Raw genomic sequence first — 16718 nt, forward strand, 5'->3', positions numbered from 1 at the left:
ACGCATGACGGGCGGTCGGTGCGCCACCGCCTGTCTGGGGCGAGCGACGGGGCCCGGCCGCGACTGCGGGCCGGGCCCCGTCCGCGTTCTCCTCCGGGCGTGCCTCATTGCTCCGTGCCTCCGTCCTCCGTGGACGACCGCCACGAGAAGCGTGATGTGGTCCATGACCCATGCATTCCGCATCGCCCCGACTGCCGCTGAACGAGAGGCAAAGGCTCCGTCTGGACTCCGCCGTCCCCGTCCCCGTCCCGGCCCGCGGGCCCCCGCGAGCCCGGATCCGCGCCCTACGATCGTCGCCATGACGATCCGCTGGACGTACGCCTTCATCGACCGCCCGGCCGGAGTCCTCCCGGTGGCCGGGAAGTTCTGGACCGCCGTCACCGGCACCGGGCTCTCCGCCCGCCGGGGCGAGTTCGTCACCCTGCTGCCGGCCGACGGAACGGACGCCTGTGTGAAGGTCCAGGGCGTCGACGAGGGACCCGGCGGCGCGCATCTCGACTTCGCCGTCGGCGACGTCGGTGAGTTCACCGCGTCGGCGGTGCGCGCGGGGGCCGAGGTGGCCGCGGGGCACGAGGGGTGGGCCGTACTGCGGTCGCCGGCGGGTCAGCTGTTCTGTGCCGTGCCGTGGCACGGGGAGTCGGTGCGGCCGCCCGTCGTGCGGGGCACCCGGCTCGATCAGGTGTGTGTCGATGTGCCGCCTTCGTCGTACGACGCCGAGGTCACGTTCTGGAGCACGCTGCTGGACGGGTGGGAGTCCGAGCCGGGCACCCGCCCGGAGTTCCACGTGTTCCGGCCCCCGGCCGGGCTGCCGGTACGGGTGCTGCTCCAGCGCCTCGGCACGGAGCGGCCACTTTCCGCCCACCACGACCTGGCCTGCGCGGACGTCGCCGCGACCCGCGCCGGGCACGAGCGGCTCGGGGCCACGTTCGTCGCCGCCGGTGCCCACTGGACGGTGCTGCGCGATCCGGCGGGCGGCACCTACTGCCTGACCGGCCGGGACCCGGAGACGGGCGCTCTGCCTAGCCTGCCCTGACGACGCAGAACAGGCCGTACGAGCCGTCGCCGGTGCGCGGCGGCGCCGACGCCTCGGGGCAGTGGGTCTCCCCGTCCTGACGCGACAGCGGCGTCGGAGTCGCCTCCTCCCAGCGGTACGGCCCCGGCGGCTCGGCCGACTCCTGCAACCACACCGTCAGCGCGCCCCCGGCCGCCACGGCCACCGCCCACACGAGCACCGCCCACCGCCACACCCGGCGGCGCCCGTCCCCTGCCCCAGTCGTCACGCCAATCCTCCCCGTGTCCGGCGCACTTGGGTGGCGCGCTGGTCCCTCAGCCGCGCCGCCCGGACCCGAAGGTATCGCTGCTCCGGCAGGCTCAGTGTCTTTCCGGCCGCGGACTCGTAGGCGGCGCGGGCGGCCTCGTGCTCCCCCGTCCGCTCCAGCAGATGCCCCCGCACCGCGTCGAGACGGTGGCCACCGCCCAGCTCGCCGGTCAGCGCGTCCAGTTCGCTCAGACCGGCGCGCGGCCCGCGCACCATGGCGACGGCGACCGCGCGGTTGAGCCGTTCGACGGGGCCGGGGACGAGGCGTACGAGCACGTCGTAGAGGCCGAGGATCTCCCGCCAGTCGGTCGCCTGCGCCGACGGGGCCTCGTCGTGCACGGCGGCGACGGCGGCGCGCAGCTGGTACGGGCCCGGGCGGCCGCCGGACAGCGCCCGCGTGACCAGGGCGACACCTTCCTCGATCGCCGCCTTGTCCCAGCGGGACCGGTCCTGTTCGTCGAGCGGGATCAGCTCCCCGTGCGGTCCGGTGCGTGCCTCGCGGCGCGCGTCGGTGAGCAGCATCAGGGCCAGCAGGCCGGCCACCTCGCCGTCGCCGGGGAGCAGCCGGTGGACCGTACGGGTGAGCCGGATCGCCTCGCCGGCCAGTTCGCGCCGCTGCAGGGCGGCCCCGGAAGTGGCCGTGTAGCCCTCGTTGAAGATCAGGTAGAGGGTCTGCAGGACGGCGGGCAGCCGGTCCGCCCAGTTGTCCGGGCGGCCGAAGCGCATGCCGCGCACCTTCTGTTTGGCCCGGCTGATCCGCTGGGCCATGGTCGGCTCGGGTACCAGGTGGGCGCGGGCGATCTCCGCCGTCGTCAGGCCGCCCACCGCGCGCAGGGTGAGGGCGATCTGCGCGGGCGGGGTGAGGTCGGGGTGGCAGCACAGGAAGAGCAGCGTCAGGGTGTCGTCCTCGCGCGGCAGCCGGTCGGCGCCGGGTGGCGGAGCGGTGAAGGCGTCGCGCGGGGTGAGCGCCGCCGCCCGTTCCTCCCGCTGCCGCCGCGCCGCCTCGCTGCGCAGCGCGTCGGTCAGCCGCCGCGCGGCGACCTTGATCAGCCAGCCGCGCGGATTGTCCGGAACCCCGGCCGAGGGCCACTGCCCGGCCGCCGCCAGCAGCGCCTCCTGTACGGCGTCCTCGGCGGCGTCGAAATGCCCGTACCGGCGCACGAGCGCGCCGAGGACCTGCGGCGCGTTGCGGCGCAACAGGTCCTCCACCTCGTCGGTGCGGTGCATCGGTGCCGCTCAGCCGAGGTCGCCGGCGCCGTCCATGATCGGCCGGATGACCACCGGGTACTCCGGGGCGCCCGCGGGCTGCGGGCAGCGGGCCACGCGCTCGGCGATCTCCGTGACCCGCTCCAGGCCGGCGCAGTCCAGCACCCAGTAGCCGGCCATCAGCTCCTTGGTCTCGCCGTACGGGCCGTCGGTGATCACGGTCTTGCCGTCCGCGTCCAGGCCCACCTGCCGGGTCCGGGCGGGCTCGGCAAGGCCCTGCCCGTCCACGAGTTCGCCGCTCTCGGCCAGATCGTCGTTGAGCGCGCTCATGTAGGCGTACATGGCCTGCAGGTCCTGCTCGTTCCAGGCCGGGGAGCCCTCGGACGGGCTGCCCTGCATCGCCTCGTAGTCCGCCTGCGTGCCGAGCACCATGACCAGGTACTTCATCGTCGTCTCCTTCGCCACGGGCCGCCCGGCGTGGGCGGCTCTCGCAGGGGACGTCGGAGCCGGCCGGGGTTTCTCGACATGCGGTCGGAGAAATTTTCTCAGGACTTCTTCGGCACGGTCTCGGTTTCGCTGTGTTCCGTGGGGGCGGGCGTCGTGGCCGCGGGGGCCTCCGGCCGCTCCTGCCCGGAAGCGGCGCCTTCCGCGGCACTCGCCCCGCACTTGGGGTTGTGGCAAGGCCCGGCCACCCACACCGGGACCCACGCGCCCAGCGTCTTGTGGCGCCGGACGACCGTATCGACGGACTGTCCGCAGTCGGGACAGACATGCTGTGCGCTGTCCATGCCCCCAAGCGTAGGGCGGACGGCGGCTCAGCGCTTCCTGCTGTACGTCCGCACCACGGCGCCGTTGCCGAAGGCGCGCACCGACTCCAGCGTGAACTCGCCGACCGCGTGGCCGGCGCCGAACATCGGCATGCCGCTGCCCAGCACGACCGGGTACGTCTTGACGACGAGCTCGTCCATCTCGTCGATCAGCTCCCCAGCGACCTGGGACCCGCCGCAGAGGTAGATCCCGAACTCGCCGTCCTCGGCCTTCAGCTCGCGGACCTTGCCGGTCAGGTCGTCGGCGATGATCTCGACCGCGGGGTCGGGCGACTTCTCGAGGGTGCGCGAGGCCACGTACTGGCGCATATGGGCGTACGGGCTGGTGACGCCCTCCTTCAGCGCCAGCTCGTAGCTGGCGCGGCCCTGGATGACGGTGTCGAACCGCTTGTTCGGCAGGTCGTCGAGACCGAGCGGGCGGCGGCCCTGGGTGGGCAGGGTCTCGGGGTACTCCGCCGCGAGGAACTCGAGGAACTCCTCGTCCACGAAGGGGTACATCGCCGCCGCGTCGCCGTCCGGGTCCCCTATGAAGCCGTCGATGGAGCAGGCGATGAAGTAGGTGAGCTTTCGCAAGCCGGTCTCTTTTCGTCGCTGTCGCTGCCGGCTCGTAGCTGTCGCTGCCGGCCGTTCGTGTAACCACTCCAGTTCTAGTACTTCGACTGTAGTGGCTGCAAGGGAGATTGCGGGCGAGGCAGAACTGGGAGAGGAGATTCCACATCGCTGAAGGCCCCGGGCAGCGGACGGCAGTACGGCGGAACGCGGACGGGCCCCGCACACCGTGGGGATGTGCGGGGCCCGTCCGGGCCGGAACCGGCCGGGGACACGCGGCTCAGGAACCACAGGCCCCCGGCCCGGGTTTCCTCGCCCGGCTCCGGCGCTCAGACACTGCGCCGGGTGACGAACTCGGCGAGGGCCAGCAGCCCGCCCGCCGACTCCGGGTCGGGAATCGCCCGGGACAGCTCCTGCATCGCGCGCGCCATCCGCTCGGACGCCTCGACCTGCGCCCAGTCCCGTCCACCCGCCCGCTCCACCGCCAGCACCGTGGGCTCCAGGTCACCGCCCGCGTACGGCGCTTCGTACAACGCGGCGAGTTCCACCGCGGCCGGTGTCCCGGAGGACAGCGCGGCGACCACGGGCAGGGACTTCTTGCGCGCCGCCAGATCCGCCCCGGCAGGCTTGCCGGTGTGGCTCGGGTCGCCCCATATGCCGATGACGTCGTCGATGAGCTGGAAGGCGAGCCCGGCCTCCCGGCCGAACGCGTCCAGCGCCTCGACATCGGCCGCGTCCGCCCCGGCGTACAGCCCGCCGATGGCGCACGCGCACCCCAGCAGCGCCCCGGTCTTGGCCTCGGCCATGGCGAGCACCTCGTCGAGGGTGACGTCCGAAGGGCCGCGCCGCTCCATGGCCGTGTCGACCTGCTGGCCCTCGCACAGCTCGATGACACAGGACGCGAGCCGGGACGCGGCCGCCGCGGACGACGGGTGCGGGTCCTCGGCGAGCAGCCGCAGAGCGAGCGCCTGGAGAGCGTCCCCGGCGAGGATCGCGTCGTTGTCGCCGAACACCGTCCAGGCGGTGGGCCGGTGCCGGCGCGTGGTGTCCCGGTCCATCACATCGTCGTGCAGCAGCGTGAAGTTGTGCACCAGCTCCACCGCCGCGGCCGCCCGCACGGCGCTCGCCTGCGCCCGGGGACCGCCGAGTGCGGCTGCCGCCACGAGGACGAGCGCCGGCCGGATCGCCTTGCCCGCGTTGCCGGCCGCCGGTGTGCCGTCGGCGTGCTCCCACCCGAAGTGGTAACGCGCGACCCGGCGCATGCCCCTGGGCAGCGCGTCGATCGCCGAGCGCAGCTCGGGGTCCACCGACGCCCGCGCACGCTCCAGGATCACTGCCGCCTCGGGGCCGTCGAGCGGCCCCGGCCCGCTGTCCGTACGGTTCGTGACGGGACTCCCCCTTTCGGGCACCCCGGCCGGGCGCCGCACGGCCGGGGCCTGAGGCTGGGCCGCCGGCTCGGTCACGGACTCGGTCATGAGATCGCGGTCTCCTCTCCGGCAGTCCGCGGACCGCGGCGCCCACACTCCGGCCCGGCGCATACCCCGCGGTGCCCCCGCCCTGCCGGGCGGGGACACCCCACACGGACCGGGCAGGTCACCGCCAGCGGCCGATCTCGACGTTCTCCAGCACGCCGAGCGCGTCCGGCACCAGGACCGCCGCCGAGTAGTAGGCCGTCACGAGGTACTTGATGATGGCCTGTTCGTTGATGCCCATGAACCGCACCGACAGACTGGGCTCCAGCTCGTCCGGGATGCCGGACTGCCGCAGACCGATCACACCCTGGTCCGCCTCGCCGAGACGCATCGCGATGATCGAGGTGGTCCGGGCCTCGGTGACCGGGATCTTGTTGCACGGGTAGATCGGGACACCGCGCCAGGTCGGGATGCGGTTGCCGCCGACATCGATCGTCTCCGGCACCAGGCCCCGCTTGTTGAGCTCACGGCCGAACGCGGCGATCGCGCGCGGGTGGGCGAGGAACATCTTGGTCCCGCGCCGGCGGCTGAGCAGCTCGTCCATGTCGTCCGGACCCGGCACACCGTCGTGCGGCTGGATCCGCTGGTCGTACTCGCAGTTGGTGAGCAGCCCGAACTCACGGTTGTTGACCAGCTCGTGTTCCTGGCGCTCCTTCAGCGCCTCCACAGTGAGCCGGAGTTGCTGCTCGGTCTGGTTCATCGGCTGGTTGTACAGGTCGGCCACGCGCGAGTGGATGCGCAGCACGGTCTGGGCGATGCTCAGTTCGTACTCGCGGGGCCGCGACTCGTAGTCCACGAAGGTGTGCGGGATGTCCGGCTCGCCCTCGTGACCGGCCGCGAGGTCGATCTCCTTCTCGCCGTACTTGTTGGTGCGCTGCTCCGGAATCGCGCGCTGCTCCTCCAGGTGCTCACGCAGCGAGTCCGACCGCTCGGCGAGCTGCTCGACGTCCTGCCGGGAGAGCACGAGGACCGTGCAGGGGGTGATGGCGCGGGCCGTGAACTCCCAGATGGCGTCCGGGTCGAGCAGCGCCTGCTCGCCCAGGTAGGCCCCGTCGGCGAGGACGCCGAGGCTCTCGTCGTCGCCGTACGGGCCGGTGCCGATCTTCTCCACGCGGCCGTGCGCCAGCAGGTACACCTCGTCGGTCTGGTTGCCGAAGTCGGCGATCACCTCGCCCGCGGCGATCTCGCGCTGCTCGCAGCGCCGGGCGAGCTCGGTCAGTACCTCCTCGTCCTCGTAGGACCGCAGCGCCGGGAGTTCGCCCAGCTCCGCGGGGATCACCTCGACACGGTCGCCGGTCTTCACGAAGGTGATGCGTCCGTCTCCCACGGCGTAACTGAGCCGCCGGTTCACGCGGTACGTGCCGCCCTGTACATCCACCCACGGCAGCATGCGCAGCAGCCAGCGCGAGCTGATCTCCTGCATCTGGGGTACGGACTTGGTCGTGGTGGCCAGGTTCCGCGCGGCCGCCGTGCCGAGGCTCTGCTGCGGCCTGGTCTGCTCCGTGCGGACCTCTTCGCCTACCGACATAAGGAATTGCCCTCCCGGTCCTGCCCTGGCAACGCGTTGCTCCGGGCACCGATCTCCGCGGAGAAGCCTTCCAGCACGGACCGTGATCGTGCTATTACCCGAAAGAGCGGGAATGGATCAACTCCCCGTGGGAACACGGGGTTTCATCACCGCCCCACTGGCCGAAACCGCTCGCTCGCTGTACGAACGAGAGGTTCCGTTTCTTCCCGGTTCGGTACAAGCAGCATGTACGAGGCGGCCGCGCCGGGCGGCCGTCGCGCCATGAAGGAGGCGCTCATGGCCTCACCGCTGTCCGCGAACCGATTCCTCGACTGCCTGCGGGACGAGGGGCTCACCGTCGTCGAGGTGGGCAACTGGAGAGAGCACAACCGCAACCACAAGGGCCCGTGGGCCCCCGTGCACGGCGTGATGATCCACCACACCGTGACCCGGGGCAGCGCCGCGACCGTCGAACTCTGCCGCAAGGGATACGAGGGCCTGCCCGGCCCGCTGTGCCACGGCGTGATCACGAAGGACGGCAGGGTCCACCTCGTCGGCTACGGCCGCGCCAACCACGCGGGCCTCGGCGACGACGACGTGCTGCGCGCGGTGATCGCGGAGAAGGCGCTGCCGCCGGACAACGAGGCGAACACCGACGGCAACCGTCACTTCTACGGCTTCGAGTGCGAGAACCTCGGCGACGGCAAGGACCCCTGGCCCGAGGTGCAGCTGGAGGCCATCGAGCGGGCCGCGGCCGCGGTCTGCCGCGCGCACGGCTGGACGCACCGGTCGGTCATCGGCCACCTGGAGTGGCAGCCGGGAAAGGTGGACCCGCGCGGGTTCACGATGTCCGCGATGCGGGCGCGCATCGCGGAGAGGCTGAAGTAGGCCACGGGCGACAATGGCCGGGTGACCAGCCCCGACGCCCTCGCCACCTTGCAGCCGCGGCTCCCCTCCCCGGCGCGGGAGGTGCACGACGACCGCTTCGCGCGGCACGGCGTACGGCTGCTGCTGAAGCGTGACGACCTGATCCACCCCGACCTCGTCGGCAACAAATGGCGCAAGCTCGCCCCCAACCTGACCGCGGCGCACGGCCGCCCGGTCCTCACCTTCGGCGGCGCGTACTCCAACCATCTGCGCGCCACCGCCGCCGCGGGCCGCCTCCTCGGTCTTGCCACCGTCGGCGTGGTCCGCGGTCAGGAACTCGCCGACCGGCCCCTCAACCCTTCGCTGGCCCGGTGCGCGGCCGACGGCATGCGGCTGCACTTCATCGACAGATCGACATATCGCCGCAAGACCGACCCCGGCACTCTCGCCGCCCTGTTGCGCGCGGTGGGCGCCGAGGACGCCTGGGTGGTCCCCGAAGGCGGCAGCAACGCGACGGCCGTACGGGGCTGCGTGGCGCTCGGCGAGGAACTGCGCGGGCAGGCGGACGTCGTGGCGATCGCCTGCGGCACGGGCGGCACCCTGGCGGGACTGGCCGCGGGACTGGGCCCTGGCGGCCGGGCGATCGGCATACCGGTGCTCAAGGGCGGCTTCCTGGGCACCGGCATACGTTCCTTGCAGGAGGCGGCCTTCGGCGGGCCGCGCGGCGACTGGCACCTCGACGACCGCTTCCACTTCGGCGGCTACGCGCGTACCGGCCCGGAACTGGACGCCTTCGCCGCGGACTTCGAGGAGCGGCACGGACTGCCCGTCGAGCGTCTGTATGTCGCCAAAATGCTGTACGGACTTGTCGCCCTCACCGAGGAGGGCGCCTTCCCGCGCGGGAGCACGGTGGCGGCCGTGATCACCGGCCGCCCCTTTCCCTGACCAGGCGCCGCTACTCCGTCTCCCGGTACGCCGCGGCCTCCTCCAGGTCCAGCCGGCGCAGCAGCGTCCGCAGCATCTCGTCGTCGATGAAGCGACCGTCGCGCAGCCTGACGAACACCTCTCGCTCGGCGCTGATCATCTCCCTGGCCAGACGCCGATAGGTGTCGTCGGCGGTCTCACCGGTGATGGGGTTGGACTGGCCGAGGCGCTCCCAGACGGCGTTGCGGCGACGCTCCAGGACCGCCCGAAGCCGGGCGGCGAGCGGTTCGGGCAGGGCGTTGCGCTCGTCCGCCAGGAGCTCCTCCAGACGCCGCTCGGCGGCCCGGGAGGCCTGCGCCTGGGCATTGGCCTCGGCGAGCGTCTCGGCCTGGACGTCCCGGCCGGGCAGTTTGAGCAGCCGGATCAGCGGCGGCAGGCTGAGGCCCTGGACGACGAGGGTGCCGATGACCGTCGTGAAGGTCAGAAAGAGGATCAGGTTGCGGCCCGGGAAGGGCTCGCCACCCTCCACGACCTGCGGGATCGAGAAGGCGATGGCCAGCGAGACCACGCCCCGCATCCCGGCCCAGGAGATGATGAAGGCACCCTTCCAGACGGAGCCCGTGCCCCCCGGGGCGCTCATCTCCCGCTCCCGGATCCGCACCGACAGCATGCGGGGCAGGCAGACCGACGGGTACACCCACACGAACCGGGTCACGACGACGACCAGGAAGACCGCGACCGCGTACCAGGCGGCCTCCAGCCCCTCGTACTCGTCCAGCCCCTCGAGCACCACCGGCAACTGGAGTCCGATGAGCGCGAACACCACCGACTCCAGGACGAAGGCGACCATTTTCCAGACCGCGGTCTCCTGGAGGCGGGTGGCGAAATCGACCTCCCACGCGCGATGGCCGAGATAGAGGGCGACCACCACGACCGCGAGGACGCCGGAGGCGTGCACCGCCTCGGCGGCGGCGTACGCGACGAACGGGATCAGCAGGGAGAGGGTGTTCTGGAGGAGGGGCTCCTTGAGGTGGGTGCGCAGCCAGTGGATCGGCACCATGAGGACGAGGCCGACCACGATGCCGCCGATCGCCGCGATCAGGAACTCCCCGATGCCGCCGGCCCAGGTCGCGCCTTCGCCGACGGCGGCCGCGAGGGCCACGCGGTAGGCGGTGATCGCGGTGGCGTCGTTCACCAGGGACTCGCCCTGCAGGATCGTGGTGATCCGGGACGGCAGCCCGACCCGGCGGGCGATCGCCGTGGCCGCGACCGCGTCCGGCGGCGCCACCACCGCGCCCAGCACCAGCGCGGCGGTCAGCGGCAGACCCGGGACGATCACATAGGCGGCCCAGCCCACGACGAAGGTCGCGAAGAGCACGTAGCCGACCGACAGCAGCGCGACCGGCCGCAGTTGCGCGCGCAGGTCGAGGTAGGAACTGTCGGTGGCCGCGGTGTGCAGCAGCGGCGGCAGGATCAGCGGCAGCACGACATGCGGGTCGAGGTGGTAGTCCGGGACTCCGGGGACGTACGACAGCACGAGTCCGGCCGCGACCAGCAGCAGCGGCGCCGGCACCGGGGTGCGCCGGCCGGCCGCGGCGATCGCGGCGCTGCCCGCCACCAGCAACAGCAGTGGCATCACGTCCATGGTTCTCGCCCACCCTTGCTTCCGCGCGGCCTTCCGCGCGCCCGTCGTAACCTGGCAATCATGAAACAGTGCACGCACGCCGACGAGCTGCCGCACCCGGAACCCGAGGCCCTGACCGACACCTGCCCCGAGTGCCTGGCGGACGGCTCTCATCCGGTGCAACTGCGGCTGTGCCTGACCTGCGGCCACGTCGGCTGCTGCGACTCCTCCGAGGGCCGGCACGCGACAGAGCATTTCAAGGAGTCCGGTCATCCGGTGATGCGGACGTTCGAACCGGGGGAGAATTGGCGATGGTGCTTCGTGGACCACGTCCTGGCGTGACCTGTTCGTGACCTCGAACGCGACGGTTCGGGCGTCCGACGTCTGGGTACGTCAACCCGGCGCGCGCTCTTCCCAATTGGGGGCGCCCACCCTCTAGCCACTGTGCGTATTCATGTGTTTACTATGAGTGACAGCAAGGGGTTGGGGTCCCTGGGACAGGTAGGTTCCGAGCGCGGTAGCGTCACCGCTGAACACACTTCGCGTTACCCCGAGGGGCGACCCTCGGCCCCGTAGAGCTTGTACCACCTTGGAGGTGAGGGTGTCCCAGATCGCAGGCGAGCCCGCGACCCAGGACTTCGTGGAAGTCCGGCTGCCGGCCGCGGGTGCCTACCTGTCGGTGCTGCGGACGGCCACGGCCGGCCTCGCAGCCCGTTTGGACTTCACCCTCGACGAGATCGAGGACCTGCGCATCGCGGTGGACGAGGCCTGCGCGATCCTGCTCCAGCAGGCCGTGCCCGGCTCGGTGCTGAGCTGTGTCTTCCGGCTCGTCGACGACTCGCTGGAGGTGACCGTCTCGGCGCCCACGACCGACGGTCATGCCCCTTCGCGGGACACCTTCGCCTGGACCGTGCTGTCCGCCCTGGCAGGCAAGGTCTCCTCCGCCGTGGACGAGGACAAAACCGTTTCGATCAGCCTCTACAAACAGCGCGGCGCGGGACCCGGGCCGGCGTGAGGAACGGGGACGGGCCGGTGCGGGACGAAGAGCGCGGCACACGGGAGCTGCCGACGGGGGTGCCCGGAGGTGTCCCCGGCTCGAGCGGAGCCGAGAGCGCGGGGGACGGTCCGGTCGGTGCCCGTCGCATGTCCGACGGCATCGACGGCATCCCCGAGCAGGCCCGGCCGCATCCGCAGGACGACTCCGACACCACGGAGACCGGCCTGCTGGACGACGGGCAGCGGGACCAGGAGGACACCGCGCGGAGCGCTCCGGCGGGACCGCGGATCGGAGTGTCCCCTGCCCATGGGGGTCCTCCCGCTCGGGCGAAGTCGCGAGTGGGGGCGGAGACGAGGGCTCGGGGAAGGGCGACGGGCGGGACGATGAGCGAGCACGAGCGATACGCGGAGCAGGACGTGCACAACGTGCCCGACGTGCAGCACGACGCGCATGCCACGCCCGAGCCGGCGGCCACGCGCAACGCACAGCCCACGCACCACGACCCGCAGGATCGCAGCGGTGCGCGCGCCCTGTTCGTGGAGCTGCGCGGACTGAAGGAGGGCAGCCCCGAGTACGCGGAGTTGCGCAACCAGCTGGTCCGGATGCACCTGCCGCTCGTCGAGCACCTCGCGCGCCGCTTCCGCAACCGCGGTGAGCCGCTGGACGACCTCACTCAGGTCGCCACCATCGGCCTGATCAAGTCGGTCGACCGTTTCGACCCGGACCGCGGCGTCGAGTTCTCGACCTACGCGACCCCCACGGTCGTCGGGGAGATCAAGCGGCATTTCCGCGACAAGGGGTGGGCGGTGCGCGTGCCGCGCCGGCTCCAGGAGCTGCGTCTGTCGCTCACGACGGCGACCGCGGAGCTCTCGCAGCTGCACGGCCGCTCCCCCACGGTCCACGAGCTCGCCGAGAAGCTGGCGATCTCGGAGGAGGAGGTCCTGGAGGGCCTGGAGTCCGCCAACGCGTACTCCACGCTGTCGCTGGACGTCCCCGACACCGACGACGAGTCCCCGGCCGTCGCCGACACCCTCGGCGCGGAGGACGAGGCGCTGGAGGGCGTGGAGTACCGCGAGTCGCTCAAGCCGCTCCTGGAGGATCTCCCGCCCCGCGAGAAGCGGATCCTGCTGCTGCGCTTCTTCGGCAACATGACCCAGTCGCAGATCGCGCAGGAGGTCGGCATCTCCCAGATGCACGTCTCCCGTCTGCTGGCCCGCACCCTGGCCCAGCTGCGGGAGAAGCTGCTGGTGGAGGAGTAGGCGCGGCGCGGCCCCTCGCCTGCGCGGTGCCGCGGGGCCTGCCCGCCCCGGTCACTTCCCGGCGTTGCCGGGGCCCCGGATCCCGAGGGCCTGGGTCGTCTCCGGGTTGAGGAGCAGGACCAGGGACGCCACGGCGACCGCCGCCAGCGCGATACCGCCAGGGATGGCCATGCTGTCGGCCTGGAGCAGGCTGTAGGCCACCGGCAGCGAGATGATCTGCGTGATGACCGCCGGGCCACGGCTCCAGCCGCGCTGTCCGAGCAGTCCGCGCGCGGCGAGCAACGGCAGCAGGGCGAGCACGATCAGCGTGACGCCCCCGGTCACGGCCTGCTGCCGGTCGTCGGGGTGCCCGGTCAGTCCGAGGACGGAGATCCACACGCCGCCGACCACCAGCGCGAGCCCCTCCAGCGCGACCAGCGCCGCCGTGACGGTCAGCCGGACGGGACGGCGGCCGGCCTCTGCTGCGGCCTCGGAAGCGGGGGTGGGGTTCTGGTCAGCGCTCACCCCTGAAGCGTAGCCCCCGCCCCTGCGGCACCCGGAGGGCCCCGGGGCACGCCCCGGGCACGGGTCCGGTCAGCCGTGTCGGGGCTCACGCCGTGATCTCCGCCGGATCCCCGGCCCGGCCTGTGCCCGGTACCACCCAGTAGGTACCCTGCGAGGCATGCGTGCACTTCTCGTGGTCAATCCGGCGGCAACCACCACAAGCGCACGTACGCGCGATGTCCTCATTCATGCGCTGGCGAGCGAGATGAAGCTGGAGGCGGTCACCACCGAGTACCGCGGGCACGCGCGCGACCTGGGCCGGCAGGCGGCGGAGAGCGACGACATCGACCTCGTGGTCGCGCTCGGCGGTGACGGCACGGTCAACGAGGTCGTCAACGGCCTGCTGCACAACGGCCCCGCCCCGGGCCATGTCCCCGGCCTCGCCGTGGTGCCCGGCGGTTCCACCAACGTCTTCGCGCGCGCCCTGGGTCTGCCCAACGACGCAGTCGAGGCGACCGGCGCCCTGCTGGACGCGCTGCGCGAGGGCAGCGAGCGCACCGTCGGACTCGGACTGACCTCGGGCACGCCGGGTACCGAGGACGAGGCGGTGCCGTCCCGCTGGTTCACCTTCAACGCCGGACTCGGCTTCGACGCCGGCGTGGTCGGCCGGGTCGAGCAGCAGCGCGAGCGTGGCAGGAAGTCGACGCACGCGCTCTACGTCCGCCAGGTGCTGCGCCAGTTGCTGGGCGAGCCGAGCCGCCGGCAGGGCACGATCACGATGGAGCGGCCGGGCGAGGACGCGGTGACGGAGCTGCTCCTGTGCATAGCGTCGAACACGGCCCCCTGGACGTTCCTCGGGAACCGCCCGATGTACGCCTCACCCAAAGCCTCGTTCGACACCGGGCTGGATGTGTTCGGCCTCAGCCGGATGTCCACGGCCTCGGTTGCCCGGTATGGCACCCAGTTGCTCACTTCGTCCCCCGAGCGCGGACCCCATGGCAAGCACGCCCTGTCCCTGCACGATCTGAGTGAGTTCACCTTGCATTCGAAGGCGCCGCTCCCCCTTCAGATGGACGGTGACCACCTGGGGCTGCGTACCAGCGTGACGTTCACAGGCGTACGCCGTGCACTGCGTGTGATTGTGTGAGCAGAAGGGGCTAAAGTCCTTTCACTCGAACGTTTAGGCCAGGATCCACCCCATGGAAGTACGGCTGTGACCTAGTCGACACCGAGGAATCAAAAAAAACTTTCCGGAAGGGGTTGTATCCGCCGCCGAGGTTTGCGAGTCTCTACGTGGCGATCGGGACGGCCCGCAACACCGGCCTCCACAGATCACCGGAACCCCTCTCCAACCAAGGACCACGCCGAGGAAGACTCGGTGGTCGGCCCTTCACTTGTTGAGGGATTCGTGAAAGCGTTCACATTCACAAGCAATCTTCACGTAATACCAAGGAGAGGTAGCAGCCATGGACTGGCGTCACAACGCCGTTTGCCGCGAGGAAGACCCCGAGCTCTTCTTCCCCATCGGCAACACCGGTCCTGCGCTGCTGCAGATCGAGGAAGCCAAGGCCGTCTGCCGTCGCTGCCCTGTGATGGAGCAGTGTCTGCAGTGGGCGCTCGAGTCCGGCCAGGACTCCGGCGTCTGGGGTGGTCTCAGCGAGGACGAGCGCCGCGCGATGAAGCGCCGCGCCGCCCGCAACCGGGCTCGTCAGGCCTCCGCCTGACATACCCACCCCGCTGACAGCCTGAGCTTGGCGGCGCGTACAGCGAGTACGCATCTCCCGCTCCCGAGCCGCAGCGCGCAGTACCCCCGATGCGCTTACGCAGCGAGCGACTGGCCCCGGACCTTCAGGTCCGGGGCTTTTTGCTGTGCCGGGTGGACCGGCACCGGGTGAACCGGCCCGGCCGTCCCGCCGGTTCACCCGCGGCGGCCGGTCACTTCTGCGCGCGTACCGGGATGTCCAGGATGACCTGGGTGCCCCGCTCCGGCCCCGGGACCATGTCGAACGCGCCGCCCAACTCGCCTTCCACCAGCGTCCGTACGATCTGCAGGCCGAGGTTGCCCGAGGTGTGCGGGTCGAAGCCCTCGGGCAGACCGACTCCGTCGTCCTGCACGGTGACCAGCAGACGGGTCTCCTTCGTCGTACCGCCGCGCACCGCCGACACCTCCACCGTGCCGGTGTCGCCCTCGCGGAAGCCGTGCTCCAGCGCGTTCTGCAACACCTCGGTGAGCACCATCGACAGCGGGGTGGCGACCTCGGCGTCCAGGATGCCGAAGCGGCCGGTGCGCCGGCCGGTGACCTTGCCGGGTGAGATCTCGGCGACCATCGCCAGCACCCGGTCGGCGATCTCGTCGAACTCCACACGCTCGTCCAGGTTCTGGGACAGCGTCTCGTGCACGATCGCGATCGAGCCGACCCGGCGGACCGCCTCCTCCAGGGCCGCGCGACCGCGCTCGGACTCGATGCGCCGGGCCTGCAGGCGCAGCAGGGCGGCCACCGTCTGGAGGTTGTTCTTCACCCGGTGGTGGATCTCCCGGATGGTGGCGTCCTTGGTGATCAACTCCCGCTCACGGCGGCGCAGTTCGGTGACGTCCCGGAGCAGGACGAGGGAACCGATGCGGGTGCCCTTGGGCTTGAGCGGGATGGCCCGGAACTGGATGACCCCGTCATGGGCCTCGATCTCGAACTCGCGGGGCGCCCAGCCGCTGGCCACCTTGGCCAGCGCCTCGTCCACCGGACCCCGGCTGGGGGCGAGTTCGGCGGTCGTACGGCCGAGGTGGTGGCCGAGGAGGTCGGCGGCGAGGCCCATGCGGTGGTAGGCGGAGAGCGCGTTCGGGGAGGCGTACTGGACGATGCCGTCCGCGTCGAGCCGGATCAGGCCGTCGCCGACGCGGGGCGAGGCGTCCATGTCCACTTGCTGGTTCGCGAACGGGAAGGCGCCGGCCGCGATCATCTGCGCCAGGTCCGAGGCGCTCTGGAGGTACGTCAGCTCCAGACGGCTCGGGGTGCGCACGGTCAGGAGGTTGGTGTTGCGGGCGATGACACCGAGGACGCGGCCGTCCCGCCGTACCGGAATGGACTCGACGCGGACCGGGACCTCCTCGCGCCACTCCGGGTCGCCCTCACGCACGATCCGGCCCTCGTCGAGCGCCGCGTCCAGCAGGGGGCGGCGGCCGCGCGGGACGAGGTGCCCGACCATGTCGTCCTGGTAGGAGGTGGGGCCGGTGTTGGGCCGCATCTGGGCCACGGAGACATAGCGCGTGCCGTCGCGCGTGGGTACCCACAGGACCAGGTCGGCGAAGGAGAGGTCGGACAGCAGCTGCCACTCCGAGACCAGCAGATGGAGCCACTCGAGGTCGGAGTCGTCGAGGGCGGTGTGCTGGCGGACCAGTTCGTTCATGGAGGGCACGTCTGCGAGCGTACCCGGCGGTTTGTCCAGGTCCTAAAAGTGCCTGTGCGGGGCTGAGAACACCCGCGGGCCGCGGCGCCTGGGAGGGACCCTCAACCCTCCCGGCACCGCAGCCCGGAGCAGCATCGGCCACGGGGTGTGCGGTCCCGGACGGCCGAAGGATGAGGAGCCGGGGCAGTCAGGGCAGAGAGCACCGGTTCCTCGGTCCGCCTTCCTGTGCGGGGAAGACGGAGGCTCTTTATTCGTTTCTACGTCGCCTCTCCGCATTCTGGAC

At 71.6% G+C, this 16718-nt stretch carries 18 protein-coding genes; 8 read left to right on the plus strand and 10 right to left on the minus strand.

Going from position 1 to position 16718, the window contains the following annotated elements:
• Window positions 1-298: 298 nt before the first annotated feature.
• On the plus strand, window positions 299-1033 hold the full coding sequence (locus ACIHCM_RS23610; protein ID WP_399899046.1) for a VOC family protein: 735 nt from the start codon (window positions 299-301) through the stop codon (window positions 1031-1033).
• Here ACIHCM_RS23610 and ACIHCM_RS23615 read toward each other — a convergent pair.
• The 7 genes from ACIHCM_RS23615 to ACIHCM_RS23645 form a co-directional block, all read right to left on the minus strand.
• Window positions 1020-1280 carry a hypothetical protein gene (locus ACIHCM_RS23615; RefSeq protein ID WP_399899049.1) on the minus strand — a complete coding sequence of 87 codons (261 nt, stop codon included), beginning with the start codon at window positions 1278-1280 and terminating at the stop codon, window positions 1020-1022. The genes ACIHCM_RS23610 and ACIHCM_RS23615 overlap by 14 nt on opposite strands.
• Entirely contained in the window at window positions 1277-2545 is a 1269-nt protein-coding gene (locus tag ACIHCM_RS23620; RefSeq protein WP_399899051.1) for an RNA polymerase sigma factor, read from the minus strand. Before ACIHCM_RS23620 ends, ACIHCM_RS23615 begins: the two co-directional genes overlap by 4 nt.
• A gap of 9 nt (window positions 2546-2554) precedes the next feature.
• The gene (locus ACIHCM_RS23625; protein WP_399899054.1) at window positions 2555-2971 is read right to left on the minus strand and encodes a YciI family protein; all 417 of its coding nucleotides are present in this window, start codon (window positions 2969-2971) and stop codon (window positions 2555-2557) included.
• 98 nt (window positions 2972-3069) lie between these two features.
• Entirely contained in the window at window positions 3070-3312 is a 243-nt protein-coding gene (locus tag ACIHCM_RS23630) for a hypothetical protein (protein WP_399899056.1), read from the minus strand.
• Window positions 3313-3339: 27 nt separating this feature from the next.
• Window positions 3340-3924 (minus strand): dihydrofolate reductase family protein, encoded by a 585-nt coding sequence (locus tag ACIHCM_RS23635; RefSeq protein WP_399899059.1) that lies wholly within the window; start codon window positions 3922-3924, stop codon window positions 3340-3342.
• 305 nt (window positions 3925-4229) lie between these two features.
• Window positions 4230-5375, minus strand: a complete 1146-nt coding sequence (locus ACIHCM_RS23640) for a family 2 encapsulin nanocompartment cargo protein polyprenyl transferase (protein ID WP_399899062.1) — start codon at window positions 5373-5375, stop codon at window positions 4230-4232.
• 118 nt (window positions 5376-5493) lie between these two features.
• The gene (locus ACIHCM_RS23645) at window positions 5494-6900 is read right to left on the minus strand and encodes a family 2B encapsulin nanocompartment shell protein (protein WP_399899065.1); all 1407 of its coding nucleotides are present in this window, start codon (window positions 6898-6900) and stop codon (window positions 5494-5496) included.
• Between the two features lie 276 nt (window positions 6901-7176).
• On the opposite strand from ACIHCM_RS23645, the gene ACIHCM_RS23650 reads away from it, so the two are divergent.
• Together ACIHCM_RS23650 and ACIHCM_RS23655 are read left to right on the plus strand one after the other, a co-directional pair.
• On the plus strand, window positions 7177-7767 hold the full coding sequence (locus tag ACIHCM_RS23650) for an N-acetylmuramoyl-L-alanine amidase (RefSeq protein ID WP_399899068.1): 591 nt from the start codon (window positions 7177-7179) through the stop codon (window positions 7765-7767).
• A 21-nt stretch (window positions 7768-7788) separates the two neighbouring features.
• Entirely contained in the window at window positions 7789-8691 is a 903-nt protein-coding gene (locus ACIHCM_RS23655) for a 1-aminocyclopropane-1-carboxylate deaminase/D-cysteine desulfhydrase (RefSeq protein WP_399899071.1), read from the plus strand.
• A gap of 10 nt (window positions 8692-8701) precedes the next feature.
• Here ACIHCM_RS23655 and ACIHCM_RS23660 read toward each other — a convergent pair whose 3' ends face one another.
• Window positions 8702-10315: a Na+/H+ antiporter gene (locus ACIHCM_RS23660; protein WP_399899074.1), complete on the minus strand. Its 1614-nt coding sequence runs from the start codon at window positions 10313-10315 to the stop codon at window positions 8702-8704.
• 60 nt (window positions 10316-10375) lie between these two features.
• Between ACIHCM_RS23660 and ACIHCM_RS23665 the strand changes: the two genes are divergently transcribed.
• From ACIHCM_RS23665 to ACIHCM_RS23675, 3 genes are all read left to right on the plus strand, one after another.
• Window positions 10376-10636, plus strand: a complete 261-nt coding sequence (locus tag ACIHCM_RS23665) for a UBP-type zinc finger domain-containing protein (RefSeq protein ID WP_393105713.1) — start codon at window positions 10376-10378, stop codon at window positions 10634-10636.
• Between the two features lie 259 nt (window positions 10637-10895).
• A complete protein-coding gene (locus ACIHCM_RS23670) occupies window positions 10896-11309 on the plus strand; it encodes an anti-sigma regulatory factor (RefSeq protein ID WP_004925829.1) in 414 nt (137 codons plus the stop codon).
• A 17-nt stretch (window positions 11310-11326) separates the two neighbouring features.
• A complete protein-coding gene (locus ACIHCM_RS23675) occupies window positions 11327-12550 on the plus strand; it encodes an RNA polymerase sigma factor SigF (protein ID WP_399899079.1) in 1224 nt (407 codons plus the stop codon).
• A gap of 51 nt (window positions 12551-12601) precedes the next feature.
• Here the strand turns inward: ACIHCM_RS23675 and ACIHCM_RS23680 are convergent, their stop codons facing one another.
• Entirely contained in the window at window positions 12602-13054 is a 453-nt protein-coding gene (locus tag ACIHCM_RS23680; RefSeq protein ID WP_399899081.1) for a hypothetical protein, read from the minus strand.
• 157 nt (window positions 13055-13211) lie between these two features.
• Here ACIHCM_RS23680 and ACIHCM_RS23685 point away from each other — a divergent pair, with 157 nt between their 5' ends.
• Window positions 13212-14180, plus strand: coding sequence for a diacylglycerol/lipid kinase family protein (locus ACIHCM_RS23685; RefSeq protein WP_399899084.1), 969 nt, complete (start codon window positions 13212-13214; stop codon window positions 14178-14180).
• Between the two features lie 319 nt (window positions 14181-14499).
• Window positions 14500-14757, plus strand: a complete 258-nt coding sequence (locus ACIHCM_RS23690) for a WhiB family transcriptional regulator (RefSeq protein ID WP_016639615.1) — start codon at window positions 14500-14502, stop codon at window positions 14755-14757.
• 211 nt (window positions 14758-14968) lie between these two features.
• Here the strand turns inward: ACIHCM_RS23690 and ACIHCM_RS23695 are convergent, their stop codons facing one another.
• A complete protein-coding gene (locus ACIHCM_RS23695; protein ID WP_399899423.1) occupies window positions 14969-16435 on the minus strand; it encodes a PAS domain-containing sensor histidine kinase in 1467 nt (488 codons plus the stop codon).
• Window positions 16436-16718 lie beyond the last annotated feature (283 nt).

The organism is Streptomyces sp. NPDC052023, from assembly GCF_044548465.1.
In the GTDB taxonomy this organism is placed as follows: Bacteria; Actinomycetota; Actinomycetes; order Streptomycetales; family Streptomycetaceae; genus Streptomyces.